Source organism: Ruegeria sp. D1(2025) (assembly GCF_056536425.1).
In genome coordinates, this window is sequence record NZ_JBQFPO010000008.1 from 180,072 (window position 1) to 204,244 (window position 24,173).

At 59.3% G+C, this 24,173-nt stretch carries 20 protein-coding genes and 1 tRNA gene; 14 read left to right on the top strand and 7 right to left on the bottom strand.

Features of this window, described 5'->3' with window-relative positions; translation table 11 throughout:
* Positions 1–37 precede the first annotated feature (37 nt).
* The 7 genes from xdhA to ACR1XU_RS17710 all read left to right on the top strand — a co-directional run bounded on the left by xdhA (position 38) and on the right by ACR1XU_RS17710 (position 9,426).
* On the top strand, positions 38–1,399 hold the full coding sequence (gene xdhA / locus ACR1XU_RS17680) for a xanthine dehydrogenase small subunit (protein WP_480907040.1): 1,362 nt from the start codon (positions 38–40) through the stop codon (positions 1,397–1,399).
* A complete protein-coding gene (xdhB, locus tag ACR1XU_RS17685) occupies positions 1,396–3,798 on the top strand; it encodes a xanthine dehydrogenase molybdopterin binding subunit (RefSeq protein WP_480907038.1) in 2,403 nt (800 codons plus the stop codon). The genes xdhA and xdhB overlap by 4 nt, the downstream gene beginning before the upstream one ends.
* Entirely contained in the window at positions 3,798–4,733 is a 936-nt protein-coding gene (gene xdhC / locus ACR1XU_RS17690) for a xanthine dehydrogenase accessory protein XdhC (RefSeq protein WP_480812368.1), read from the top strand. The genes xdhB and xdhC overlap by 1 nt, the downstream gene beginning before the upstream one ends.
* Positions 4,730–6,247: an ABC transporter ATP-binding protein gene (locus ACR1XU_RS17695; RefSeq protein WP_480907036.1), complete on the top strand. Its 1,518-nt coding sequence runs from the start codon at positions 4,730–4,732 to the stop codon at positions 6,245–6,247. The genes xdhC and ACR1XU_RS17695 overlap by 4 nt, the downstream gene beginning before the upstream one ends.
* A gap of 63 nt (positions 6,248–6,310) precedes the next feature.
* Complete coding sequence (locus ACR1XU_RS17700; RefSeq protein ID WP_170614852.1) at positions 6,311–7,393, top strand: ABC transporter permease; 1,083 nt, start codon at positions 6,311–6,313, stop codon at positions 7,391–7,393.
* Between the two features lie 3 nt (positions 7,394–7,396).
* Positions 7,397–8,317, top strand: coding sequence for an ABC transporter permease (locus ACR1XU_RS17705; RefSeq protein WP_480907034.1), 921 nt, complete (start codon positions 7,397–7,399; stop codon positions 8,315–8,317).
* A gap of 35 nt (positions 8,318–8,352) precedes the next feature.
* A complete protein-coding gene (locus ACR1XU_RS17710) occupies positions 8,353–9,426 on the top strand; it encodes a BMP family ABC transporter substrate-binding protein (protein WP_170681068.1) in 1,074 nt (357 codons plus the stop codon).
* Positions 9,427–9,655: 229 nt separating this feature from the next.
* Here the strand turns inward: ACR1XU_RS17710 and ACR1XU_RS17715 are convergent, their stop codons facing one another.
* Both ACR1XU_RS17715 and ACR1XU_RS17720 read right to left on the bottom strand, forming a co-directional pair.
* Positions 9,656–10,888, bottom strand: a complete 1,233-nt coding sequence (locus ACR1XU_RS17715) for an HlyD family secretion protein (protein WP_480907032.1) — start codon at positions 10,886–10,888, stop codon at positions 9,656–9,658.
* Between the two features lie 3 nt (positions 10,889–10,891).
* On the bottom strand, positions 10,892–11,293 hold the full coding sequence (locus ACR1XU_RS17720; protein WP_480907030.1) for a hypothetical protein: 402 nt from the start codon (positions 11,291–11,293) through the stop codon (positions 10,892–10,894).
* Positions 11,294–11,422: 129 nt separating this feature from the next.
* Here ACR1XU_RS17720 and ACR1XU_RS17725 point away from each other — a divergent pair, with 129 nt between their 5' ends.
* The 3 genes from ACR1XU_RS17725 to ACR1XU_RS17735 all read left to right on the top strand — a co-directional run bounded on the left by ACR1XU_RS17725 (position 11,423) and on the right by ACR1XU_RS17735 (position 13,550).
* A complete protein-coding gene (locus ACR1XU_RS17725; protein ID WP_480812371.1) occupies positions 11,423–12,496 on the top strand; it encodes an NAD(P)/FAD-dependent oxidoreductase in 1,074 nt (357 codons plus the stop codon).
* Complete coding sequence (locus ACR1XU_RS17730) at positions 12,493–13,146, top strand: DUF938 domain-containing protein (RefSeq protein ID WP_480907028.1); 654 nt, start codon at positions 12,493–12,495, stop codon at positions 13,144–13,146. Before ACR1XU_RS17725 ends, ACR1XU_RS17730 begins: the two co-directional genes overlap by 4 nt.
* A 65-nt stretch (positions 13,147–13,211) precedes the next feature.
* On the top strand, positions 13,212–13,550 hold the full coding sequence (locus ACR1XU_RS17735) for a carboxymuconolactone decarboxylase family protein (protein ID WP_480907026.1): 339 nt from the start codon (positions 13,212–13,214) through the stop codon (positions 13,548–13,550).
* Positions 13,551–13,618: 68 nt separating this feature from the next.
* Here the strand turns inward: ACR1XU_RS17735 and ACR1XU_RS17740 are convergent, their stop codons facing one another.
* The 4 genes from ACR1XU_RS17740 to ACR1XU_RS17755 form a co-directional block, all read right to left on the bottom strand.
* Positions 13,619–16,126: a GcvT family protein gene (locus ACR1XU_RS17740; protein ID WP_480907024.1), complete on the bottom strand. Its 2,508-nt coding sequence runs from the start codon at positions 16,124–16,126 to the stop codon at positions 13,619–13,621.
* Positions 16,127–16,306: 180 nt separating this feature from the next.
* Positions 16,307–17,704 (bottom strand): FAD-binding oxidoreductase, encoded by a 1,398-nt coding sequence (locus tag ACR1XU_RS17745; protein ID WP_480907022.1) that lies wholly within the window; start codon positions 17,702–17,704, stop codon positions 16,307–16,309.
* A 23-nt stretch (positions 17,705–17,727) separates the two neighbouring features.
* Positions 17,728–19,521, bottom strand: coding sequence for a gamma-glutamyltransferase (gene ggt, locus ACR1XU_RS17750; RefSeq protein ID WP_480915641.1), 1,794 nt, complete (start codon positions 19,519–19,521; stop codon positions 17,728–17,730).
* 70 nt (positions 19,522–19,591) lie between these two features.
* Complete coding sequence (locus ACR1XU_RS17755) at positions 19,592–20,578, bottom strand: 2-hydroxyacid dehydrogenase (protein WP_170614862.1); 987 nt, start codon at positions 20,576–20,578, stop codon at positions 19,592–19,594.
* 138 nt (positions 20,579–20,716) lie between these two features.
* On the opposite strand from ACR1XU_RS17755, the gene ACR1XU_RS17760 reads away from it, so the two are divergent.
* Positions 20,717–21,238 carry an SH3 domain-containing protein gene (locus ACR1XU_RS17760; protein WP_170614863.1) on the top strand — a complete coding sequence of 174 codons (522 nt, stop codon included), beginning with the start codon at positions 20,717–20,719 and terminating at the stop codon, positions 21,236–21,238.
* Between the two features lie 15 nt (positions 21,239–21,253).
* Here ACR1XU_RS17760 and ACR1XU_RS17765 read toward each other — a convergent pair whose 3' ends face one another.
* The gene (locus ACR1XU_RS17765; protein WP_480524145.1) at positions 21,254–21,760 is read right to left on the bottom strand and encodes a ferritin; all 507 of its coding nucleotides are present in this window, start codon (positions 21,758–21,760) and stop codon (positions 21,254–21,256) included.
* A 252-nt stretch (positions 21,761–22,012) separates the two neighbouring features.
* Between ACR1XU_RS17765 and ACR1XU_RS17770 the strand changes: the two genes are divergently transcribed.
* The 3 genes from ACR1XU_RS17770 to ACR1XU_RS17780 all read left to right on the top strand — a co-directional run.
* Positions 22,013–23,002: an NADPH:quinone reductase gene (locus tag ACR1XU_RS17770; RefSeq protein ID WP_480907017.1), complete on the top strand. Its 990-nt coding sequence runs from the start codon at positions 22,013–22,015 to the stop codon at positions 23,000–23,002.
* 89 nt (positions 23,003–23,091) lie between these two features.
* Positions 23,092–23,166: transfer RNA gene (locus tag ACR1XU_RS17775), tRNA-Gln, on the top strand.
* Positions 23,167–23,403: 237 nt separating this feature from the next.
* Positions 23,404–24,173: hypothetical protein (locus ACR1XU_RS17780; protein ID WP_480915642.1), on the top strand; the 770-nt coding region annotated here is incomplete at its 3' end.

Genomic DNA, 24,173 nt, shown 5'->3' on the forward strand with positions numbered 1-24,173 from the left:
TAACGGGCGCAACTGGGTAACGCGACGGGTTTCTCGTATGAATATCACGTTTCTTCTGAACGGAGAGACAGTGGAGCTGGCGGACGTCAATCCGACAGCGACCCTGCTGGACTGGTTGCGCGAAGATCGTGGCCTGACCGGCACCAAGGAGGGCTGCAACGAAGGCGATTGCGGGGCCTGCACCGTCATGGTGACGGATGAGGGTGGCCACAAGGCGCTGAATTCCTGCATCCTGTTCCTACCGCAATTGCATGGCAAAGCAGTCCGCACCGTCGAAGGTGCCAGCGGCCCGAATGGCGAGTCCCATCCTGTTCAGCAGGCGATGGTTGATCTGCACGGGTCGCAGTGCGGCTTTTGCACCCCCGGTTTCGTCATGTCGATGGTGGCAAGCCACGCCAATGGTGCCACGGATCACGACACACAGCTTGCCGGAAACCTGTGCCGGTGCACGGGATACGCCCCGATCATTCGCGCGGCTGCAGCGGCCGAGGCGCAACCGGTTCCGGTTTGGGTCAAGGACAAGCCGGTGGCAACGCGGGTGACTTCGCCCATGCTGCCGGGGTCAACGGATGAGCTGGCGGCAGTTTATGCTCAGCATCCTGACGCCACCCTGGTTGCCGGCGCAACCGATGTTGGGCTTTGGGTCACGAAACAACTGCGGGATCTCGATCCGGTGATATTCCTGAACCGTTGCGATGACCTGAAGGAAATCACCATCACGGATGACGAAATCCGCTTCGGTGCCATGGTCGACATGAACCGCATGGGTGAGGCATTGGCCGACCTGCATCCCTCTTACGCCGAGATGATCCGCCGTTACGCCAGTGTTCAGGTGCGCCACGCGGCCACCGTCGGTGGCAACATCGCCAACGGCTCGCCCATCGGGGACAACCCGCCTGCCCTGATTGCCTTGGGTGCAACACTGCATCTGCGCAAGGGTAATACACGCCGGTCGATCCCGCTGGAAGAGTTCTTCATCGACTACGGCAAGCAGGACCGCGCACCGGGCGAATTCGTCGAGGCGGTCAGTTTCCCGCGCCAGGATGATCGCTTGAAAGCCTACAAGCTCAGCAAACGGTTCGATCAGGATATCTCGGCCGTGTGCGGGTGTTTCAACATCATTGTGGCAGACGGTGTCGTCGCTGATGCGCGTATCGCGTTCGGCGGCATGGCTGGCATTCCCAAGCGCGCTTCGAATGTCGAAGCGGCCCTGACAGGCAAACTCTGGACACATGAGACTGTTCAAGCCGCCATCCCAACCTTTGCCAACGACTTCACGCCGATGACGGATATGCGCGCCTCGGCCACCTACCGGTTGGAGACCGCAAAAGCGATGCTTGAGAGGTACTTCCTCGAAGATCAGGGTGAAGTGACAAACGTTTTGGAGGTGTCGGCATGAGCGTGACCAAACCCCTCCCCCATGACGCGGCGCCGCTGCATGTCTCTGGAACCGCGCGCTATGTGGATGACATTCCCACACCAAAAGGTTCTCTGCATCTGGCCTTTGGATTGAGCCCGATTGCCAAGGGTACGATCACGTCGATGGATCTGTCAGCGGTGAAAGCTGCCGATGGGGTCGTCATGGTCATGACCGCCGATGATCTGCCTTTTGCAAATGACGTCTCTCCGTCGATCCATGACGAGCCCTTGCTGTCGGATGGCACGATCCACTACATTGGCCAGCCCGTTTTCCTTGTGATCGCCACCAGCCATCTGGCCGCGCGCAAGGCAGCCCGGCTGGGCAAGATCGACTACGCCGAAGAAACCCCGATCCTGACGGTCGAAGAGGCTTTGGCCGCGGACAGCCGGTTTGAAGATGGTCCCCGTATTTATGCCAAAGGTGACGCTGATGCCGCCATCGCCGGGGCCGCGCATGTCATCGAAGGCACGTTCGAGATCGGCGGGCAGGAGCATTTCTATCTGGAAGGCCAGGCCGCGCTGGCCGTGCCGAACGAAGGCGCAGATATGCTGGTGCACAGCTCGACCCAGCACCCGACCGAGATTCAGCACAAAGTGGCGGATGCCTTGGGTGTTCCCATGCATGCCGTTCGTGTTGAGACCCGCCGTATGGGCGGAGGTTTTGGCGGCAAGGAAAGTCAGGGCAACGCTCTGGCCGTATCCTGTGCCGTGGCCGCCCGCGCCACCGGCAAGGCCTGCAAGATGCGCTATGACCGCGACGATGACATGATCATCACCGGCAAACGCCACGCCTTCCGTATCGCATACAAGGCCGGTTTCGATGAAAACGGGCACATTCAGGGTGTTTCCTTCCTGCAATATGCCATTTGCGGCTGGGCGCAGGACCTGTCCCTGCCTGTCGCCGACCGTGCGATGCTGCATTCCGACAACGCCTATCTGTTGCCCAATGCGCGGATCGAAAGCCACCGGCTGAAAACCAACACCCAATCCGCCACCGCTTATCGGGGCTTTGGCGGGCCGCAGGGTATGGTTGGTATCGAACGCGTCATGGATCACGCAGCCTATGAATTGGGCTTGGACCCGGTCGAACTGCGCCGCCGGAATTATTACGAACCGGCTCATGCTGTCGCGGACGCTGAGCCTGCGGAAAAACCTCTGGGCCATCCCGATCCGCACGAAGACCTAACCAGCCGCGGCGCTGTCGAGATGGTGGACGCCCCCGTGCGCCCCTTGCCCGCAGGCGGCAACACCACGCCCTACGGGATGGAAGTCAGCGATTTCGAACTGCACGGAATGACCGAAAAGCTGCTGAAAACCAGCGATTACGCGTCACGCAAGGCGGCCATCGAGAAGTGGAACGCCGAGAATAGAGTGATCAAGAAGGGCATCGCTTTTGCCCCGGTCAAGTTCGGTATTTCCTTCACCCTGACCCACCTGAACCAGGCGGGTGCGCTGGTGCATGTGTATCAGGACGGCTCTGTCCACCTGAACCATGGCGGCACCGAAATGGGTCAAGGCCTGTTTCAGAAGGTCGCGCAAGTTGCGGCCTCGCGCTTTGGCATTCCGCTCGAGATGGTGAAGATCACCGCCACCGATACCGCGAAGGTACCCAACACCTCGGCGACGGCAGCCTCGTCGGGCAGCGATCTGAACGGTATGGCGGTGAAAGCCGCCTGCGACACTATCCGTGACCGGATGGCCGATTATCTGGCCGAACGCCATCAGGCCAATCCGTCGGCGGTGACGTTCTCGGACGGCCATGTCTCGGTCGGAGAGGAACGCTATACCTTCGCCGAAGCTGCCGCGCTGGCTTATCAGGGCCGCATCAGCCTGTCGGCGACCGGGTTCTACAAAACACCCAAGATCGAGTGGGACCGGATCAAGGGCCGTGGCCGTCCGTTCTTTTACTTTGCCTACGGGGCCTCGATCACCGAGGTCGCTGTCGACACGCTGACCGGTGAAAACCGCATCCTGCGCACGGATATCCTGCACGACGCTGGTGCGTCGCTGAACCCGGCGTTGGACATCGGGCAGGTCGAAGGCGGGTATGTTCAGGGCGCAGGCTGGCTGACAACCGAGGAACTGGTTTGGGACGGCAAGGGCAATCTGCGCACCCATGCGCCGTCGACGTACAAGATTCCGGCATGTTCCGACCGGCCCGACATATTCAATGTCGCGCTCTGGGATGGCGAAAACCGCGAGGGCACGATCTATCGGTCCAAAGCGGTCGGAGAGCCGCCGTTCATGCTGGGCATTTCCGCCTGGCTGGCACTGTCAAATGCAGTGGCGGCTTGCGGGGACAGCTATCCGGCATTGGATGCGCCCGCCACGGCCGAAGAGGTCTGGCGCGGCGTCCAAAGGATGAAGGGAGGCATCTGATGGGATTTGATCGGGAGGCTTTGAGGGAGGCGGTCAATACCCACGGCAAGGTGGTCCGGGTGGTTATCGCCGGGATCAAGGGGTCGTCCCCGCGCGAGGTCGGGGCCGCAATGCTTGTCTGGAAAGACGGGCAGTCCGGCACGATCGGAGGCGGCACTTTGGAATTTCAGGCGGCGGAAGCCGCAAGAACACAAGCCGTTTCGTCCCGCCTGACGCAACATGCGCTTGGCCCCGATCTGGGCCAGTGCTGCGGTGGTGCTGTGATGCTGCTCAGCGAGATCTATGATCTTGTTGCGGTGGAAGGGCTGGATGACAATATCATCGCTCGCCCGGTTTCGACAGGCGCGATGCCGCTGTCGGTCAAACGGATGCTGGCGCAAGCCCGGGGTCAGGGTGTCGAACCCGAAGCTCAGTTGTTAGACGGCTGGATGGTCGAGCCAGTTCACACACCGGCCCGCAATCTGTGGATCTGGGGCGCCGGCCATGTGGGCCGTGCCCTGGTCGATGTCCTGTCCCCTCTGCCCGATCTGGCAATCACCTGGGTCGATACCGGGCCTGAGCGGTTCCCAGAAACGGTGCCGCCGGGTGTAACCGCTGTTCCGGCCGCCAAGCCAGCGGAACTGGTTCGCCATGCACCGCGAGATGCAGAGCATTTGGTCCTGACCTACTCGCACAATCTGGACCTGGAGCTTTGCAACAGGCTGCTTTTGCACGATTTCCGCTTTGCCGGGCTGATCGGCTCGGCTACGAAATGGGCGCGATTCCGATCGCGGCTGGCAGCCCTTGGGCATTCGCCCGAACGGATCAGCCGGATCACCTGTCCAATCGGTGACACCGGCCTGGGCAAACACCCGCAGATGATTGCCGTTGGCGTCGCGGCGCAGCTTTTGCGCCCTGCCCGGCAGAACGAGTTGAAAAAGGACCTGAGCGCGTGACCACTCCATTGTTAAGCTTGCAGGGGCTGACCAAAGCCTATCCCGGCGTCGTGGCCAATGATCAGGTGTCCTTTGACATCGGCGAAGGCGAAGTTCACGCCCTGCTGGGTGAAAACGGCGCCGGCAAATCCACGCTGGTAAAGATGATCTACGGGCTGGTGAAGCCCGACAGCGGCACGATGCTGTTGCGCGGCCAATCCTTTGCGCCGCCGGAGCCCCGTGCCGCACGGGCCGACGGGATCGCGATGGTGTTCCAGCATTTCTCGCTGTTCGACGCACTGAATGTGGCCGAGAACATCGCATTGGGGATGGAGAACCCGCCACCCATGGGCGATCTGGCCTCGCGTATCCGGCAAGTGTCCGAAACCTACGGTCTGCCGCTGGACCCGTATCGCACGGTTGGTGATCTGTCTGCGGGCGAACGTCAGAGGGTCGAGATCATCCGCTGTCTGTTGCAGGAGCCCAAGCTCTTGATCATGGATGAGCCGACCTCGGTTCTGACGCCGCAGGAGGTCGATATCCTGTTCGAGACGCTGAACAAATTGCGGTCCGAAGGAACCTCGATCCTTTATATCTCGCACAAGCTGGAAGAAATTCGCACGCTGTGTGATCACGCCACGATCCTGCGTCTGGGCAAGAATGTGGGCGAATGCGTTCCGTCCGAGACCTCGGCGCGGGACATGGCCGAGATGATGGTCGGTTCGACCCTGCAAACGCCGGAACGATCGGGGCGAGAGTTCGGGGACGTTGCGCTGGATGTCAGCGGATTGTCGGTGCCCTCGCCTTCTGAGTTCGGGACCGCGCTGAAGAATGTGCATATGACCGTCCGAAAGAGCGAGGTTCTGGGCATCGGGGGTGTTGCGGGCAATGGGCAGGACGAATTGCTTGGCGTGCTGTCCGGAGAAATTCAGACAACAGCCGACGCGATCAAGTTCAATGGACAACCGATTGGCAAATTGGGTCCGACCGCACGGCGAAAGCTGGGTGTTCTGACCGCCCCCGAGGAGCGGTTGGGTCATGCGGCCGCTCCGGATATGAGCCTTACCGAAAATGCCCTGCTGACCGGATCGGTCCGTGAAGGGCTGGAGAACAACGGGTTTCTGAAATGGGCCGAGACAAAGAGTTTCGCCGAAAAGATCATCAAGGCCTTTGATGTCCGCACGCCCGGGCCGGAAAATGCGGCCCGGTCTCTGTCCGGCGGCAACCTGCAGAAATTCGTTATCGGACGCGAAGTGTTGCAGAACCCCGACGTTCTGGTGGTGAACCAGCCGACATGGGGTGTGGATGCGGCCGCGGCGGCCGCGATCCGGCAGGCCATTCTGGATCTTGCCGCCAAGGGCACTGCCGTCATTTGCATCAGCCAGGATCTGGATGAGCTGATGGAGATATCGGACAGTTTTGCCGCGTTGAATGAAGGACGCCTGAGCGCGCCACGCACGACCACAGGTCTGACCGTGGATGAGATCGGCCTGATGATGGGCGGCGCGCATGGCATGGAGGTGGCGCATGTGTAGACAGATTGACCGCCTCCGGCGGGAGTATTTTCAAAAAGATGAAGAACTTGGAGGGATGAGCAGGTGATTGTGTTGGAGAAACGGCCGCAGCCGTCCAAGGCGTGGTCTTATGCGACCCCTCTGGTGGCCGTGCTGGCAACGATGGTGTTTGGCGGGCTTTTGTTCGCTATTCTGGGCAAGAACCCGCTGCAGGCAATCGGCACCATCTTTTGGGAGCCATTGTTCGGTGAGTTTTCCTTTTACTACCGGCCGCAACTGCTGGTGAAAGGCGCGCCGCTGGTGCTGATCGCGATTGGCCTTTCGCTGGGTTTCCGGGCCGGCATCTGGAATATCGGTGCCGAGGGTCAGTATATCATGGGCGCCATATTCGGCGCTGCTGCGGGACTTGCGTTCTACCCATTGGAGGGCTGGTACATCTTCCCGATAATGGTGATCGCCGGTGCGTTTGGTGGCTGGCTGTGGGCGATGATCCCGGCCTTTTTGAAAGTGCGCTTTGGCACCAACGAAATCCTTGTTTCGCTGATGCTGGTCTATGTGGCCGAGCAGATGCTGGCCTCGGTTTCTCTTGGCCTGCTGAAGAATCCCGAAGGGTTCGGCTTTCCCGGCTCGCGCAACCTGCAATCCTATGAAAGCGCGCATAATGCCGAACTGATTGCGGGATCGGGGATGCACTGGGGTGTCGTGACCGCCTTGATCGCGGTGATCTTTGCCTATGTGCTGCTGAACCGTCACATGCTGGGTTTCCATATCCGACTGACCGGTGAGGCGCCCCGCGCGGCGAAATTCGCGGGCGTAAACCCTGCTCGTCTGATCCTGTTCTGCCTGGGCCTGTCCGGCATGCTGGCCGGGTTGGCAGGCATGTTCGAAGTCTCGGGACCGGCCGGTGTCGTCAGCATCGATTTCAACGTGGGCTACGGCTTTACTGCGATCATCGTGGCCTTTCTGGGCCGCCTGCACCCGGTGGGCATCCTGCTGGCCGGTGGCCTGATGGCGCTGACCTACATTGGCGGCGAAATCGCCCAGTCTCAGATGGGCCTGCCGGCCGCAGCCATTCAGGTGTTCCAGGGGATGCTTCTGTTCTTCCTGCTGGCTTTCGATCTTCTGACAAACTACCGCATCCGTGCGGCCCGTAGCGAGGTGGCGTGACCCATGGACCTTGGTGAAATCAATCCCGTACTTCTGGTCGCCTCGCTGATGGTGGCCGCAACCCCCCTGCTTCTGGCCGCGATCGGAGAGCTTGTCGTCGAAAAGGCTGGCGTTCTGAACCTTGGCGTCGAAGGCATGATGATTGTGGGCGCGATCAGCGGTTTTGCAATCTCGGTCGAAACCGGCTCGCCTTGGCTGGGGTTCATCGCGGCTGCCATCGGTGGCGCCGTTCTGTCCCTTCTGTTCGTCCTGCTGACGCAAGTGGCGCTGGCCAATCAGGTCGCCAGTGGCCTCGCGCTGACGCTGTTCGGTCTTGGGTTCAGTGCATTGATGGGGCAGAGCTATGTAGGGATCAAACCGCCCAGCATGGGCGACATCCATATCCCTGTGCTGAGCGATATCCCGGTCATTGGCCCGATCCTGTTCCAGCACGATCCGATCCTATATGTCGGGATCGCTCTGACGGCCGCCGTCTGGGCCACGCTGAAATACACCCGTGTTGGTCTGATCCTGCGCGCGGTGGGTGAAAACCACGATGCGGCGCACGCCCTGGGCTACAAGGTCATCAAGATCCGCATCATAGCGATCCTGTTCGGCGGAGCCTGTGCCGGACTTGGCGGCGCGTACATCAGCCTGATCCGTGTTCCGCAGTGGACCGAGGGCATGACCGCCGGTGTTGGCTGGATTGCTCTGGCTCTGGTCGTGTTCGCAAGCTGGAAGCCGTGGCGTGCATTGTTGGGTGCTTATTTGTTTGGCGGAATCACAGTGTTGCAGCTTAATCTGCAGGCAGCGGGCGTTGCCATTCCAGTCGAGTATCTGGCAATGTCGCCATACATCATCACGATCCTTGTGCTTGTGATCCTTTCGGCCGACAAGAGCAGCGCACCTGCCTCACTGGGCCGGACCTTCCATGCCTCGCACTAGACGGGGCCAACTGAACCAACTTGGGGAGTAACTAAATGAAATTCACAACACTTCTGACAAGCGCCGCCATGGCCCTGGGTCTGGCGACAAGCGCCATGGCCGAAGACAAAACCAAGGTCGGGTTTGTTTATGTCGGCCCCGTGGGCGACGGCGGCTGGACCTATGAACACAACAAGGGCCGTCTGGCCGTTGAAGAGCATTTCGGTGACAAGGTCGAAACCGTATTTGTTGAATCGGTGCCCGAAGGCCCGGACGCCGAACGTGTGATGACTCAGATGGCGCTGGAAGGTGCTGACCTGATCTTTACCACCTCGTTCGGCTACATGGACCCGACCATCAACGTGGCCAAGAAATTCCCGAACGTGAAGTTCGAGCACGCAACCGGCTATAAGACTGCCGACAACGTCTCGGTCTATTCGGCACGCTTTTATGAAGGCCGCGCCGTTCAGGGCCACATCGCAGGGAAAATGACCCAGTCGAACATCGTCGGTTACATCGGCTCGTACCCGATCCCCGAAGTGATCCGCGGCATCAACTCAGCCTACATCCACGCTAAGAAGGTGAACCCGGATGTCGATTTCAAAATCGTCTGGGCCTACACTTGGTTCGACCCGGCGAAAGAGGCCGACGCGGCCACTGTTCTGATCGAACAGGGCGCGGACGTGATCCTGCAGCATACCGACTCGACCGCGCCGCAGGCGGCCGCGCAAGAGGCAGGCAATGTCATCACGTTCGGTCAGGCCTCGGACATGAGCGAATACGCCCCGAAGCCGCGCGTATCCTCGATCATCGACAACTGGGCGCCTTACTACATCGCGCGCACCCAGGCCGTTATGGATGGATCGTGGGAAACCGTGAACACCTGGGATGGCATCAAGGAAGGTATGGTTGAGATTGGCGAAATCTCGGACGCAGTGCCTGCCGACGTGAAAGAGGAAGCGCTGGCCATGAAGGCAGCCATTGCTGACGGCAGCTACCACCCGTTCACCGGCCCGCTGAAAAAGCAGGACGGCAGCGACTGGCTGGCCGAAGGTGAAGTTGCCGATGACGGTACACTGGCCGGTATGAACTTCTATGTCGAAGGTCTGGAAGGCGAGATTCCGCAGTAAACACTGTAACATTGAAACATTGGGGTTGGCCCTCGGGCCAACCCTTTTTTGTTTCCGTGGCAGCTACGGCACGGCAGATCGCCAGAATACAGCAGGACCTGATTTCAGTTGGCGACTGTTCCCCATCGCCCCAAGCAAAGACCTATCCATACTGGCTGTCGTTCGCCAGCGTGCTTGCGAACCGCTGCCGCAAGACCGGCCGTTGCGTGTTAACCGGCAAGCAGATTGCTCAATGCCCGCTCAGAACCAGCGTGTTGACCGGCATCAGGATCAGGCGCAGGCGCAGGCCAGCCGCGTGGACGACACCGATCGTGTCGACGACATGCAGAAACGCAGCCTCCCAGAAACCCAGGTCTTCATGCTCCAACCGCTCGTGGTTGTCTGTATAGACATTGGCCAGACAATTGCTGCCCGCCGGAATGTCGTCCGCCATGCCTTTGTACAGCGGTTCGAGATAGACAAGGATCGACCCGGGCACCGTATTGGTCTGCACATCGCGCAATTCGTCCGAGGGGCGGATCTGACCCGAGGGGATCACGTCCTGCACCTCGACCACAACCATCGGGATCACCGTAAACGGTTTGGTCATGCAGCCAAGTTCTCCGATCATGCCGGGCTTGATGACCTGTGCGGACAGCTGATTGAAGGCCGCCTGGAACCGGTCATGACCGGACGAGGACGGAACCAGAATACCAGCCGGGCGCAGCAGCGGGCTGACATAGTCGCCGACCTGCAATCCGAACTGTTCGACGCGGCCCGTGACCCCCGCATTGATGACGGTTTTGTCCAGCTCGGTCAGGGCAGCGTCCAGTTGTGCATTGGCACTGGCCAGTTGCGCGGGAATCAACTCTTCGATCTGCTGAACGACCGCAGCGCGCCGGGATTGGGCTGCTGTCACTTGGGCTTCACGCTCGGCCACCAGGTTTTCAAGGCGGTCGATTTCGGCCAGACGCACAGCGCTTGATCCTTCGTCGCGCAGGGTTGTATTGCGCTCAAGATCCTCCAGCGCCTGATCAAGCGCGGCCTTTGCGCCGGCAATCCCGGCTTCCGCCTCGGCCAGATCGGTTTGCGCGACTTTCAGCGAGGCCTGAACCTGCGCGATTTCAGCATGCGCCGCCTCGACCTGCGCGGTCTGGGCCAGATCCTCGATCCGGAAGATCGGTTGCCCGGCCGTGACCTGTTCGTTGTTACGAACGTAAACCTCGGACACGCGCCCGCCCAATTGCGGCAGGATGGTGACAGTGCGGAAATAGGACGCCGCCGTGCTGCTGGCGGGATGAAAATAAAACAGCGTGGTGATCACGGTCAGCGCCAGAATGGCACAGGTGGTCAGACCCCAGCGCAGTTCGTACCACATTGTGAACAGAGTGATCTCGTGACCGATCCGCTTGCCCTGAACATAGCGTCGAAACAGATAATCCGGCAGCACCGTGACCAGCGCACACATCAATGTTTCAAGCATGACTTAGTGCTCCTGCTGCGGTTCTTGTGCCGGTTGTGGCGCAGATGGTTCCGGCGCGCGTTGCGGCGCCAGGGACCGGATGGCATCGGCAATTCCACGCAGGGGTGCAGCAAAATCCGGGAACTGGAACCCGGCCACAAGGATCGCCGCGACCCAGAACAGACCGTTATGAGTGAACAACGCCAGCAGCGCCAGAATACCCACCAGCTGAAATTGCGGATGGTTGGACTGGTGTGCAATTTTCTCGGGGATCGAATGCAGGGTGAAATATGCGACCCCAAGCAAAACAATCACGACAACAGTAAAAAACAGCATGAAAGTGAAAAGAAAATCGCTTCCGTCTGCCTGTGTCACGTAGGACGGAATATGTCCCGTGGCCATCGGGTGTAAATCTGCGGCGTTCACCCTGCCCTCCCTTTATCTGATTGCCCACTGTTTGAATGGGTTGAAGCGCAAATTCAAGCCTGCTTGAATGACCTGACCCCGCTTCACGGGTTGTGTTCCATAAACATCGATTCAGACGGATAAAACGAGTTGATTGATTTTCTGATCATTGGCGGCGGCATCGCCGGTCTGAGCGCAGGCGCACGCCTGTCGCAATTTGGCTCTGTCACCGTGCTGGAAGCAGAAGACGCGCTGGGGTATCACGCTTCGGGTCGGTCGGCTGCCCTGTTCGAAGAAAGCTATGGGCCACCGTCGGTGGTCGCGTTGAACAGGGCCGGTGCGCAGTTTCTGCAATCCGATAACGGCGGATATCTGACACCTCGGGGGATCATGCTGGTTGCGGCACCCCATCAGGCCGAAGAATTCAGGAAAGATGCCGAAAACCTGAGCGTGGCGCCGATTTCCACGGAAGACGCCTTGGCCCGTGTCCCGATCCTGGACCCGGACACGCTGGCCTTCGCGGCAGTTGGTCATGCCGCGTTTGACATCGACACGGACCGGTTGTTGCAGGATTTTGCCCGAACCATACGAAAGAACGGCGGCCAAATTCTGACCAGGCGCAAGGTCAATGCAATCAGCAAGCCCCGGCACTGGGAAATAAAGGCAGATCAGGTTTATCAAGCCCGGATGCTGGTCAATGCCGCTGGCGCATGGGCTAATGAAATCGCGGAACTGGCCGGGATCGCACCGCTCGGCATCACGCCGTATCGCAGATCGATGGCCCGCATTCCTGCGCCGGGCGGATATGACGTGCGCGGCTGGCCCATGATGCTGGGTGCCGGCGACAGCTGGTATGCAAAGCCGGACGCGGGAAATCTGATCGTGTCCCCTAGCGAGACTGATCCCGTCGCCCCCCACGATGCCTATGCCGATGACATGGTTCTGGCTGAAGGGTTGGCCCGGTATGAAGCGATGGTCACGGAACCTGTCAACCGGGTTTTGGCGAACTGGGCGGGATTGCGCAGCTTTGCCCCGGACGGAACTCTGGTTCTGGGGCCTGATCCCGGCGACCCCTCGTTCGTCTGGTCCGTCGGTCAGGGCGGTTACGGGTTTCAGACCGCACCCGCTGCATCACAGCTTGTCGCGGATCTGACAACAGGCGCCGCCCCCGAACTGGATCAGGAAACAGTCGCCGCTTTGAGCCCGGCAAGGTTTAACGCATGACCCGCCGCAAGTTGCCCTCGAACGCGAGCGTTGCGACGCCGGAGGCCGGCGGAAAATTGGTTGCTCCGGCCGCAGGCCGGAACAGCGGTGTTCTTTGCGACCTGTTGCTGCAATGGGCACCGCGTTCAGGTTCCGCGCTTGAGATTGCCAGTGGCACAGGCCAGCATGTCAGTGCCTTTGCGAACGTCCTGCCCGAAGTCAATTGGCAACCGACCGAATTTGATCCTGTTCGCCGCGCCAGCATCGACGCCTATACAACGGCCCTGGCCAACGTATCGAAGGCCGCGCATCTGGATGCCACAACCGAGGGCTGGCACAAGCAGTTTGCAGAGCTCGACCTTGTGGTCCTGATCAACCTGCTTCACCTTATCAGTTGGGACGAAACAAAGACGCTTCTGACGGAAATCGCCCGGGCGCTTTGCGTAAATGGGCGTTTTGTCCTTTATGGCCCGTTCAAGCGTTCCGGTATCCTGATCAGCGACGGCGACCAACGCTTTCACGACGCCCTTTTCCAGCAAGATCCTGAAATCGGGTACAAAAACGATGATGACATCGCTGAATTTATGGAAGGGCAAGGATTGAGTGTTGTCGAAAGAGTGGAGTTGCCTGCAAATAATCTAGCCTTCATTGCGGATAAACGCGGCAACTGATCAAGATCAAAGTCTAGTGGTGACCTTCGATATATTCCGTTTTTTGTATATAACGGAGAACGTCAATGACCTGGACGACAAAACTGTCTGAAACCCGAAGCGGTTTGCGCAACCTGAATGGGGCGATTCCCGACACGGCTCGCGCCTTCGGCGCGTTGGGAAAGTCCGTCAAAGAAGGCGGTGCGTTAGACTACAAGATCAAGGAATTCATCGCGCTTGGGATGTCGATCGCCGCGCGCTGTGAACCCTGCATCTCATTGCACACAGAAGCCCTTGTGAAGGCCGGGGCTTCTCGCGACGAAGTCTCGGACGTGCTTTCAATGGCCATCCAGATGGGCGGTGGACCATCCATGATGTACGCGGCCAAGGCATTGGAATGTTTCGACGAACTTTCCAATAAGTAACAATAAGTTACCCTATAATCCCAGCGCAAAAGGCGGCGCACTTCAAGTGCACCGCCCATGGTCCTAACTTAACCGTCCTTGCGGATGGTTTCGTTCTTCGGATCGTAGGGGCTGTCGCAGGTGACGACCGCGTCCCACAATTTATCCTGAATCTTGACCTGCAGCTTGGTGCCTTCGACTGCCAGTTCGGGCTTCACATAGCCCATGCCGATGGACTTCTCGAAGGCCACAGAATACCCGCCAGAGGTCAGACGACCCACGCGCTCACCTTCCGGAGTGTACAGCGCCTCGCGGCCCCATGGGTCGGCATCATCCGGTCCGTCGATCAGCAGCGTGCAGCACTTCACGCGCACGCCGGTCTCTTCCAGCTTGGCCTTGCCGTAGAAGTCTTTCGACAGGTCGACAAAGCGCGGCAGGTCAGCTTCCAGCGGGGTCGCGTCGCGGCCCAGCTCAGTGCCGAAGGCGCGATAGGATTTCTCCTGACGCAGCCAGTTCTGGGCACGGGCTCCGACCAGCTTCATGCCATGTTTCTCACCGGCTTTTTCCAGCAGGTCGAACAGGTAGTTCTGCATCTCGATCGGATGGTGCAATTCCCAACCCAGCTCACCGGTATAGGCCACACGGATTGCGTTGACCGGGCACATACCCAATTCGATCTGACGGGCCGACAACCACGGGAAGCGCTTGTTGGACAGTGCGGTTTCCGGATCGGCGTCCTTGATGACTTCTTTCAGAACGTCACGCGACTTGGGTCCCGCGATGGCGAAGACGCCCCACTGGGTGGTCACGTCCTGGATCTCGATGTAGCCAAACTCCTCCATCTTGTCCTCGGCCGCCTTACGCAGATAGTCGGCGTCGTACTCGGTCCATGCGCCGGCAGAGACGATGTAGTAGTTGTTCTCGCCGTTGCGGACGATGGTGTATTCGGTGCGGGTGGTACCGTGCGAGGTCAGCGCGTAGGTCAGGTTGATACGACCGACCTTGGGCAGCTTGTTGCAGGTGAACCAGTCCAGGAACTGGGTCGCGCCGGGGCCTTTGATCACATGTTTGGTAAAGGCCGACGCGTCGATCAGGCCAACGCCTTCACGGATCGCCTTGGCTTCTTCGACGGCATATTGCCACCAGCCACCACGGCGGAACGACCGGCTTTCCTTGTCGAAGTTGTCCGGCGCGTCCAACGGGCCGAAATAGTTCGGACGTTCCCAGCCATTGACCCATCCGAACTGTGCGCCACGTGCTTTCTGCCGATCATAGGCCGGAACGGTACGCAGCGGACGGCAGGCTTCACGCTCTTCATCCGGGTGGTGCAGGATGTAAACGTGCTCATAACACTCTTCGTTCTTGCGCGCTGCGAACTCGGTGGTCATCCAGTTGCTGCTGTAGCGTTTGGGATCCAGCGACGCCATGTCGATCTCAGCTTCACCGTCGACCATCATCTGTGCGAGGTAGTAACCGGTGCCGCCAGCGGCAGTGATACCGAACGAGAAACCTTCGGCCAGCCACATGTTGCGCAAGCCCGGTGCCGGACCGACCAGCGGATTGCCGTCAGGGGTGTAGCAAATCGGGCCGTTGAAATCGTCCTTCAGACCGGATTCGGCACAAGACGGCACGCGTTCGGCCATTGCCATATACTGATCCGCGATCCGGTCCAGATCCAGCGGGAACAGGTCGGCACGGAAGCTGTCCGGCACGCCATGTTCAAAGCGCGCAGGGGCACCATGTTCATAGATCCCCAGAATCCAGCCGCCACGCTCTTCACGCGCGTAGGATTCGTTGTCGGCGTCACGCACAACGGGGTGTTCCGGGTTGCCTGCTTCGCGCCATTTGACCAGTTCGGGGTCCTTGTCCATGACGATGAAGGTGTGTTCGACCGGAATCGCGGGCATTTTGATGCCCAGCATCTTGGCAGTGCGCTGTGCGTGGTTGCCCGATGCGGTCACGACATGCTCGGCTGTGATCACGACCTTCTCTTCGCTTTCGACAAGGTTGCCACCCTTTTCCACCATTTTGGTACAAGTGACTTCCCAATGGGTGCCGTTCCAGTGGAACGCGTCAGCCTGCATCTTGCGCACGATATCGACGCCTCGCTGACGGGCCCCCTTGGCCATCGCCTGCGTTACGTCCGCAGGGTTAATATAGCCGTCTTCGGTGTGATAGATCGCGCCCTTCAGGTCCGAGGTCTCGATCAGCGGCCAGCGTTCCTTGATCTGCTCGGGTGTCAGCCACTCGTAGGCGACGTCGCAGGTTTCGGCTGTGGACGCATAGAGCATGTATTCGTCCATACGCTCTTGCGTTTGCGCCATGCGCAGGTTGCCGACCACGGCGAAACCTGCGTTCAGGCCGGTTTCCTCCTCGAGCGTCTTGTAGAAGTCGACCGAGTATTTGTGGATGTGAGTTGTCGCATAGGACATGTTGAACAGCGGCAGCAGACCGGCGGCGTGCCATGTCGATCCGGACGTCAGTTCGTCCCGCTCGATCAGCATCACATCGTCCCAGCCCGCCTTGGCCAGATGATACGCAATCGAGGTGCCGACGGCGCCGCCGCCTACGACCAGTGCTTTGACTTGGGTTTTCATATGCCCGCTCTCCGGAATGAATCTGTTTGGCATGGTTTATGACGAATGGCGCATCTGATCGCAAAGTCCATCCGACGCAAAAACGGACAAAACCGACCTTAGTGCACGAACAACAGAAGTTCGGTCAGCTGAAGATCGTTGAATTTGAGTATTTGGGAAAAGATGAAGCGGCAGGGCCGCTCACAATATCTTGCCCGGGTTCATGATATTGTCCGGATCCAAAGCAGATTTGATTGCGGCCATGTAATCCAACGCGGCCCCGAGCTCTCGATGAAGGTAGGGTCGCTTGCCTTGCCCGATGCCATGTTCACCCGTGCAAGTTCCGTCCATTGAGATGGCCAGATCATTCAGCCAGCCGACGAATTGTTCAGCATTGGACACCTCGGCTGCATTGTCCATGTCGATCAACAACAGAGTGTGGAAGTTGCCGTCCCCGACATGCCCTACCATCGGCGCGACCAGGCCCAGCTCGGCCGCTTTGGCCTGGGTGGCAGTCACACATTCGGAGAGACGCGAGATCGGGACGCAGACATCGGTCGAAATACCACTTGTGCCGGGTCGCAATTGCAGACACGCCCAGTACATGTCGTGGCGGGCCTGCCAAAGCCTATTACGTTCTTCCGTGGTCGAGGTTGCGGCGAAATCGGTACCGCCAAACTCATCCGCGATGTGTCCGAAGGTTTCGGCCTGTTCGATGGCACCGGATTCGGACCCGTGAAACTCGAGCAACAAGAGCGGTGTTTCAGGGAGAGCCAGGCCGGAATAGGCATTGGCCGCCTTGACCGACAACTCGTCCAGCAATTCGATCCGGGCCACGGGGATGCCGTATTGGATCGTCATCATGACGGCCTGACAGGCCGCATCGACGGAGGGAAAAGAACACCGGGCTGAACTGATCGCCTCGGGGATGCCCTGAAGGCGCAGCGTCAGTTCGGTGATGATGCCCAAGGTGCCCTCGGCCCCGATAAGCAGCCGGGTCAGGTCATATCCGGCCGAGGACTTTTTGGCCCTGTGGCCGGTACGAATGATCCGCCCATCCGGCATCACGGCCTCGAGGCTGAGTATATTGTCCTTCATCGTGCCGTAGCGGACGGCATTGGTGCCTGACGCGCGGGTCGCAGCCATCCCGCCCAGCGAGGCATTCGCCCCCGGGTCGATGGGAAAAAAAAGGCCCTGATCCCGCAGATACGTATTCAGATCCTCACGCGTGACACCGGGTTGCACAAGACAGTCCAGATCACCGGCATTGACTGCCAGTATCTTGTTCATCTGGCTCAGATCAACGCAAACCCCACCTGCGGGCGCGTTCACGTGCCCTTCCAGCGAAGTGCCGGTTCCAAATGCAATTACCGGCACTTTGTGAAGGGCACAGGTGCTGACGATATCCGAGACTTCTGCGGTTGAGTGTGGAAAGACCACCGCGTCCGGCGGCTGGTTTTCTATCCAGGTCGTCGTATGCCCATGCTGCTCGCGGATGGCATCACCCGTTTGCAGCCGGTCCCCGAATGTCTGTTTCAGGATACCGATTGCGGTTGCAATCCCGTCCTCATTCCGGGGCAAAGCGTTTGCCTGCACCATGGTCTTTCCTTTCTGCCGCTCGGCTATTCACCCAGCGCGATACCTTCACGACGCGGATCCGCGCCACCGCTCAGAACCTCTCCGATTTCGATAGCATGCAGGCCCGAGGTCAGATCCCGGGCATTCACTTCGAAACCCAGCTCGGTCAGGGCATCCAGGAAACCTTCTGCACCGGTGCCCAACTCGACATCATAGGTCCCAAAACGGTTGACCAGATGCGGCAAGGACACTGCCTGCTGCACATCCATGCCCCAATCGGCCCAGGCGATGATCGATTTGGCGACATACCCGATGATGCGGCTGCCGCCAGGCGAGCCTATGGCCAGCACCGGAGCACCGTCCTGCATGACGATGGTCGGGCTCATCGACGATCGGGGGCGTTTGCCGGGTTCAAGCCGGTTGGCAATCGGGACGCCGTCCTTGTGCGTTCGGAACGAGAAATCCGTCAGTTCATTGTTCAGCAGGAAGCCGTTTGTCATCAGCCGTGAGCCAAAGCCGTTTTCGATCGTTGTCGTCATCGACAGCACATTTCCATACCGGTCAACGATCGAGATATGCGACGTCGACGGCAGCTCCAGAGAAACATCATCCGCCAGGTTCAGGGCGTGGTCGAACTCGGGCTTGCCGGGTGTTGCCTCGGTCAGGGTACCTTCCTGGTTCAGCAGCGAACCGCGCTGGGAAAGATAGTCCGGGTCCACCAGACCGGCGGTCGGCACCGGGACGAAATCGCTGTCAGCCATGTAGCGACCGCGATCGGCAAATGCCAGTCTCGAGGCGTCACCGATCAATCGCCACGCTTCGGGGTTTTCCGACCCGAGGCCAGCCAGATCGTAGCCGTCCAGCATTCCCAGAATTTGCCCGACCGTCAGGGCACCTGATGATGGCGGGCCCATGCCGCAGACCTCATAGGCCCGGTAGGCCGCGCAAACCGGCGCGCGCTCGACCACCTGATAGAGCGCGAGGTCGACCCCGGACAACACACCCGGATTGCCCGGCGCCGAGCGAACTGTGTTCACGATGCCCGCAGCAATATCGCCACCGTAAAACCCGGCTGAGCCTTCACTTGCCAAAGTGCGAAGCGTTTCGGCATATGCCGGATTTGTCAGCCGCTGCCCCTGTTCCAAAGGTGCCCCACCGGGCAGGAAATATTCGGCCGTAGCAGGAAAACGCGCCAGACGCTCGGCGTCGTTCGCGACCAAAGCCGCCAACCGGGGCGACACCAGAAATCCGTCATCGGCCAGCGCGATGCCGTCCTTGAACAATGAGGGCCATGAGCTGCGCCCCCAGCGCCGATGCGCTTCTTCGAGCAAGGCAGGCGTACCGGGCGTTCCCACAGAAAGGCCACCGACAACGGCATCGAAAAACTTCAGCGGCTCTCCGTTTTCGTTCTGAAACAGCGTGGGTCTTGCCGCGAGCGGTGCAGTTTCACGCCCGTCCAGCGTGGTCAGCTGACCGCTGGCCGCATCGTACCAGACCAGAAAGGCGCCACCGCCCAGACCTGACGATTGCGGCTCGACCAATCCCAGAACAACCTGAACGGCAACCATCGCGTCCGCCGCCGTGCCCCCGTCGCGCAGCACCCGCGCGCCCGCCTCGACCGCAAGCGGGTTGGCGGCGGCCACCATCCAGTCTTGCGCTTCAACCGGGGCCCCAGCCATCTTCGCTTCAAGCGCTGCGATCACCTCAGCGGTCAGCGCCTGCGCCTCACCTTCGGTCGCCGCCTCGGGCGACACCGCGTCCGCAGTTTCCTGAGCGAATACCGAAGTGGTCGAGACAGCCACAGACAGAAGCAGTCCTGAAATCAATCCCCGTTTCATAGTGTCCTCTCAATCTAATAATGATGAAATACACGATCGCCCCGGCATTTCCGACCGGGGCGTCATTTTGTCAAAGCATTGATGGCACCACCTGATCCGGTGGCCGATGCCCGTCCTCGAAGGTTTTGATATTGATGATAACCTTCTCGCCCATCTCAATCCGCCCCTCCAGCGTGGCGGACCCCATGTGCGGCAACAGGACAACGTTGGGCAGTTGCCTCAGGCGCGGGTTGACGTCGGTACCGTGTTCGTAGACATCCAACCCTGCCCCCGCGATTTCGCCTGACCGGATCATGCGGGTCAGCGCATTTTCATCGACCACTTCACCCCGCGACGTGTTCACAAGAACGGCCGACGGTTTCATCAGCTTCAGACGACGTGCGTTCATCAGATGAAAACTTGACGGCGTCGACGGGCAGTTGACCGAGATGACATCCATCCGCGACACCATCTGGTCCAGGCTCTCCCAATAAGTCGCTTCAAGTTCTTCTTCGATCTCGGGGCGCAGCCTGCGGCGGTTGTGGTAATGCACCTGCATTCCGAACGCGGCGGCACGGCGCGCGACAGCCTGACCGATCCGGCCCATGCCGAGGATGCCAAGCCGGCGACCGCCGATCCGCCCTCCAAGGAATGCCGTGGGCGCCCATCCCGTCCAATCGCCCTTTTGCATGATCGCCAGCCCCTCGGGGATACGGCGTGTGACGGCCAATATCAGCGCCATTGTCATATCCGCGGTATCATCGGTCAGAACACCGGGGGTGTTCGAGACCAGTATCCCACGCTGCCGCGCCGTCGCGACATCGATATTGTCGACGCCGGCGCCATAATTTGCGATCAGCCGCAGGTTTTCACCCGCCTGCCCCAGCAGTCCGCCGTCAATGGTATCCGTGACCGTCGGGACAAGGACATCCGCCTCTTTCACGGCCGCGACAAGCTCGTCGCGGGTCATGGGTGTATCATCGTCCCGCAGGCGCACATCGAACAGCTCGCTCAATCGGGTTTCCACTGCCTCTGGCAACCGTCGCGTAACGACAACACTCAGACGTTCTCTTGGCACTTTCGCCCTCCCACTGCTTTGCAAACGTGCGCGCGCCATGTCATCGTGGCGCAGGATAAGGCGGGGCACAAGAACCCCACGGCCATTGAGTCGACCTTTTTTCGAAACCCGTTGAACAGGTATAAGAGCAGGCATTCGGTGAGTGGTTTTCTATCGGTAAAACGCCCGGTTCTGGCGATCCTGTCTGTATTTCTGATCGTGTTCGGCACATTGGCGGCCAGCGCGCAGGACAAACGCGGCCCCGTCACCAACCTGCCGTTGCCACGTTATGTGTCGATGAAAGCCGCTGAAGGGAATGTGCGACGCGGGCCATCACTGACCCATCGAATCGATTGGGTGTTCAAACGGCGCGGGATGCCGTTGCAGATCACTGCCGAATACGGAAACTGGCGCAAGGTTCAGGATCGCGACGGCGCCGGAGGTTGGGTCCACTACGCCCTGTTGTCAGGCGTACGGACCGTTCTGATCGAAAGCGACATGCTGCCGGTCTATTCCAGTCCCGACCCTGCGTCTCAGGTCAGCGCTCATTTCGAAGCGGGCGTCGTGGCCCGCCTTGGAACCTGCACGGTTGACTGGTGCCGCGTCTCAGCCGGTGGCTATCGCGGCTGGACGCTGAAAGGTAACCTGTGGGGCGTCGATCCTGCAGAAATCCGGGAATAGCCCTTTCGCCGACGTCTATTCCGGGTCGCCAACGCCGCGAGCGCCAAGCTCCTGATCCAGCATCAAAAGGTGCCAGCGATCACCGTTGGCTGCCTTTGCCTTGTCCAGCACCTGACCTATCAGATCCTCTTCCTCGATCTGCTCGTCCAGAAACCAGTTCAACATGTTCTGGGTGCTGAACTCCCTGACTTCCTGCGCCAGTTCGAACAACGCATTGATCTGACCTGTAACGGTCTTCTCCTGCGCCAGCGCCGCTTCCAACACATCAACCGGCGAGCCAAAATCCACCTGGGGTTTGGCAATCCCGTCAATCTCTATCCGCCCCCCGCGCTTGGCCAAAAACTCGAAGATACGCATAGCGTGTGCGTTTTCCTCTGCCGACTGGCTTTTGAACCACTGTGCAAAGCCCGGCAGATCCTGGGATTCGAAATAAGCGGCCATCGCAAGATAGGAATACGAGGCGTGAAGCTCATTGTTGATCTGACGGTTCAGGGCGTCTGAAACTTTGGAATTCAATTGCATCTCTGAGCCTCCTTGGCGCGTGTCTTACGGATGTCCGACAGCTAATCCCTGAAATCCCCAATTTCAATGCGATTTCCATTTTTTATTAGATATTTCATTGCCTTAATTGACAATTCGTGCAACTGAAATTCAAATGCAACTGGCCTGCGGCAAAACAAGGAATCCACCGCAGCTGTCGCTCTCTATCCTCCGCTGGGGCTGGCAAATCACGCCGTTCCGGCTACTGTTGCGGCGAAACAAGAAGGGATGACCATGAAAGCCGTCACTTATAGCGCCTTTGGTTCCGCAGGCGACGTTCTGAAAGTACAGGATGTGCCTTCAACCCCTCCGGGGGTCGGAGAAGTCACAGTCGATCTGGCGTTTTCAGCCGTCAATCCTTCGGATGTCAAAGCCCGCGCCGGAAGCAGACCCGGCGTGACCAAGCCGCCGTTCCCGGTGATCATCCCGCACAGCGACGGGTCCGGTGTCATCAGGGCGGTTGGCGAAGGGGTCCCTGCCTCAAGGATCGGTCAACGCGTCTGGCTCTGGAACGGCCAGTGGCAGCGGCCGTTCGGCACAGCCGCCACAGAGATCACGCTGACGGCCGAGCAAGCCGTGCCGCTGCCCGATTCCGTGTCTTTCGAAACCGGAGCCGTACTGGGCATTCCGGGCCTGACAGCATGCCACGCCGTATTCTCTGGCGGTGACATCGCAGGGCAAAGCCTGCTGATTCACGGCGGTGCTGGCACGGTCGGCTATCTGGCCGTTCAACTGGCAAAGTGGGGCGGCGCCCATGTCATCGCCACGTCCGGTCCGGGCAGTTTCGAAAGGGTTTTGCAGGCCGGAGCAGATGCGGTTCTGGACTACAATGCCCCGGACCTCGCGGATCAAATTCTGCAAGCCAACAACGGGCGCCCGATCGCCCGAATCGTCGATGTCGAATTTGGCCGGAACGTCGAGACGAACACGGCAGTCATCGCTGAAAACGGACGGATCAACACTTTTGGGTCCGCCAAGGAAATGCTTCCCGTTCTGCCCTTCTACCCCCTGATGTTCAAAGCGGTCACGCTGGAGACCATCCTGGTTTACCTATTACCCATGGCCTCCCGTTCTGCTGCAATCGAAAAACTCCATACCGCACTTGAGGCAGGTGCCTTAAATTGCCCAATCCAACAGGTATTTTCTATGGACGAGTGCCCGGCGGCGCACGAATTGGTCGCGGCCGGACATCGCGCCGGGGCGGTCTTGATTGAAACAAAATGAAGGCTTGAAAAAATTTCTGGGGCAACCGAGATTTTTGCAGGAAAGCCCTTGAACACCGCCACCAACAATCGTAGATAGCCGCTCACCGTTGGGGTGTAGCCAAGTGGTAAGGCAGCGGTTTTTGGTACCGTGTATCGTAGGTTCGAATCCTACCACCCCAGCCAGGTCATTCAGACATGGAACAACAGCAGGCTCTGGGGGCTAAAGCCTCCGAGAAATGCCCCCGTTTATGCCCCAGTGGTTTCGGGTGTTCTGACACCCCCTGTCTCCTCCTCTTTCCTAACCTCTAGTAGGGGCTCTATGGGGTGGGGAATAGGTATAAGTAATGAATAGAAACTGGAGGATAGAGAGACCCGAGTATCCCCGTTCCTGATCCATAATACACAGAGGAGGAGGAGGTTATGGGGGAGATAGAGAACCCATGGCACTCGCGACCGATCGACGTTCACCGCTGGTCGGATCATCCAGAGGTGGCAGAGTTGGTCGACCGCATCTGGGACGACTACCTGCCGAGCGATAAGACCTCCGGACCGAAGCCGAAGACTGCATTCAGACATCAACTCCGGGTGCTGGTTCTGGACCTGTGTGTCGTCTGGCTGGACGACCCGGAGCTGTCTATCGGCGTCTCCATGTCCTCGAACTACTGGGACACGTCTTCTCGCTATAACGCGATCCATATGTCCCAGAAGATCATCCCGATCATTCACACCCTGATTGAGGCAGGACTATTGGATGTTGCCAAGGGCAGCTACTCGGGTCCTCTGGCCCGGGGGAACAGAACGACGAGGATACGAGCCTCCGAGGTCCTGCAGGGATGGTTCGCCGAAGTGGCATTCCGACGAGATGACGTTGGTCGGGTCGAAGGTGAAGAAATCATCATCCTCAGAGGCGACAAAGCAGAGGCACTGGTCGAGTACCAGGATACCGACGAGATCATTAGAATGCGGGCTGAGCTTGAGCGCTACAACCAAGTAATTGCTGATGCTTTCATTGATATCCCTGTTTTGGATGAACCAAGGGTCGATGATGTCACCACCGATCATCATCATAAGTTCACCCGCAGGATATTCAGCCGTTCGAACTTCAACCTGAATGGGCGCTTTCATGGTGGTTGGTGGCAGCAGATCAATAGTGACTGGAGGTCGAAGATCTTCATCAATGATACGCCAGT

Coding starts and splice junctions, on each gene's coding strand:
- xdhA (WP_480907040.1), top strand. CDS start 38: ATGAATATCACGTTTCTTCTGAACGGAGAGACAGTGGAGCTGGCGGAC.
- xdhB (WP_480907038.1), top strand. CDS start 1,396: ATGAGCGTGACCAAACCCCTCCCCCATGACGCGGCGCCGCTGCATGTC.
- xdhC (WP_480812368.1), top strand. CDS start 3,798: ATGGGATTTGATCGGGAGGCTTTGAGGGAGGCGGTCAATACCCACGGC.
- ACR1XU_RS17705 (WP_480907034.1), top strand. CDS start 7,397: ATGGACCTTGGTGAAATCAATCCCGTACTTCTGGTCGCCTCGCTGATG.
- ACR1XU_RS17710 (WP_170681068.1), top strand. CDS start 8,353: ATGAAATTCACAACACTTCTGACAAGCGCCGCCATGGCCCTGGGTCTG.
- ACR1XU_RS17715 (WP_480907032.1), bottom strand. CDS start 10,888: ATGCTTGAAACATTGATGTGTGCGCTGGTCACGGTGCTGCCGGATTAT.
- ACR1XU_RS17730 (WP_480907028.1), top strand. CDS start 12,493: ATGACCCGCCGCAAGTTGCCCTCGAACGCGAGCGTTGCGACGCCGGAG.
- ACR1XU_RS17735 (WP_480907026.1), top strand. CDS start 13,212: ATGACCTGGACGACAAAACTGTCTGAAACCCGAAGCGGTTTGCGCAAC.
- ACR1XU_RS17740 (WP_480907024.1), bottom strand. CDS start 16,126: ATGAAAACCCAAGTCAAAGCACTGGTCGTAGGCGGCGGCGCCGTCGGC.
- ACR1XU_RS17745 (WP_480907022.1), bottom strand. CDS start 17,704: ATGGTGCAGGCAAACGCTTTGCCCCGGAATGAGGACGGGATTGCAACC.
- ggt (WP_480915641.1), bottom strand. CDS start 19,521: ATGAAACGGGGATTGATTTCAGGACTGCTTCTGTCTGTGGCTGTCTCG.
- ACR1XU_RS17765 (WP_480524145.1), bottom strand. CDS start 21,760: ATGCAATTGAATTCCAAAGTTTCAGACGCCCTGAACCGTCAGATCAAC.
- ACR1XU_RS17770 (WP_480907017.1), top strand. CDS start 22,013: ATGAAAGCCGTCACTTATAGCGCCTTTGGTTCCGCAGGCGACGTTCTG.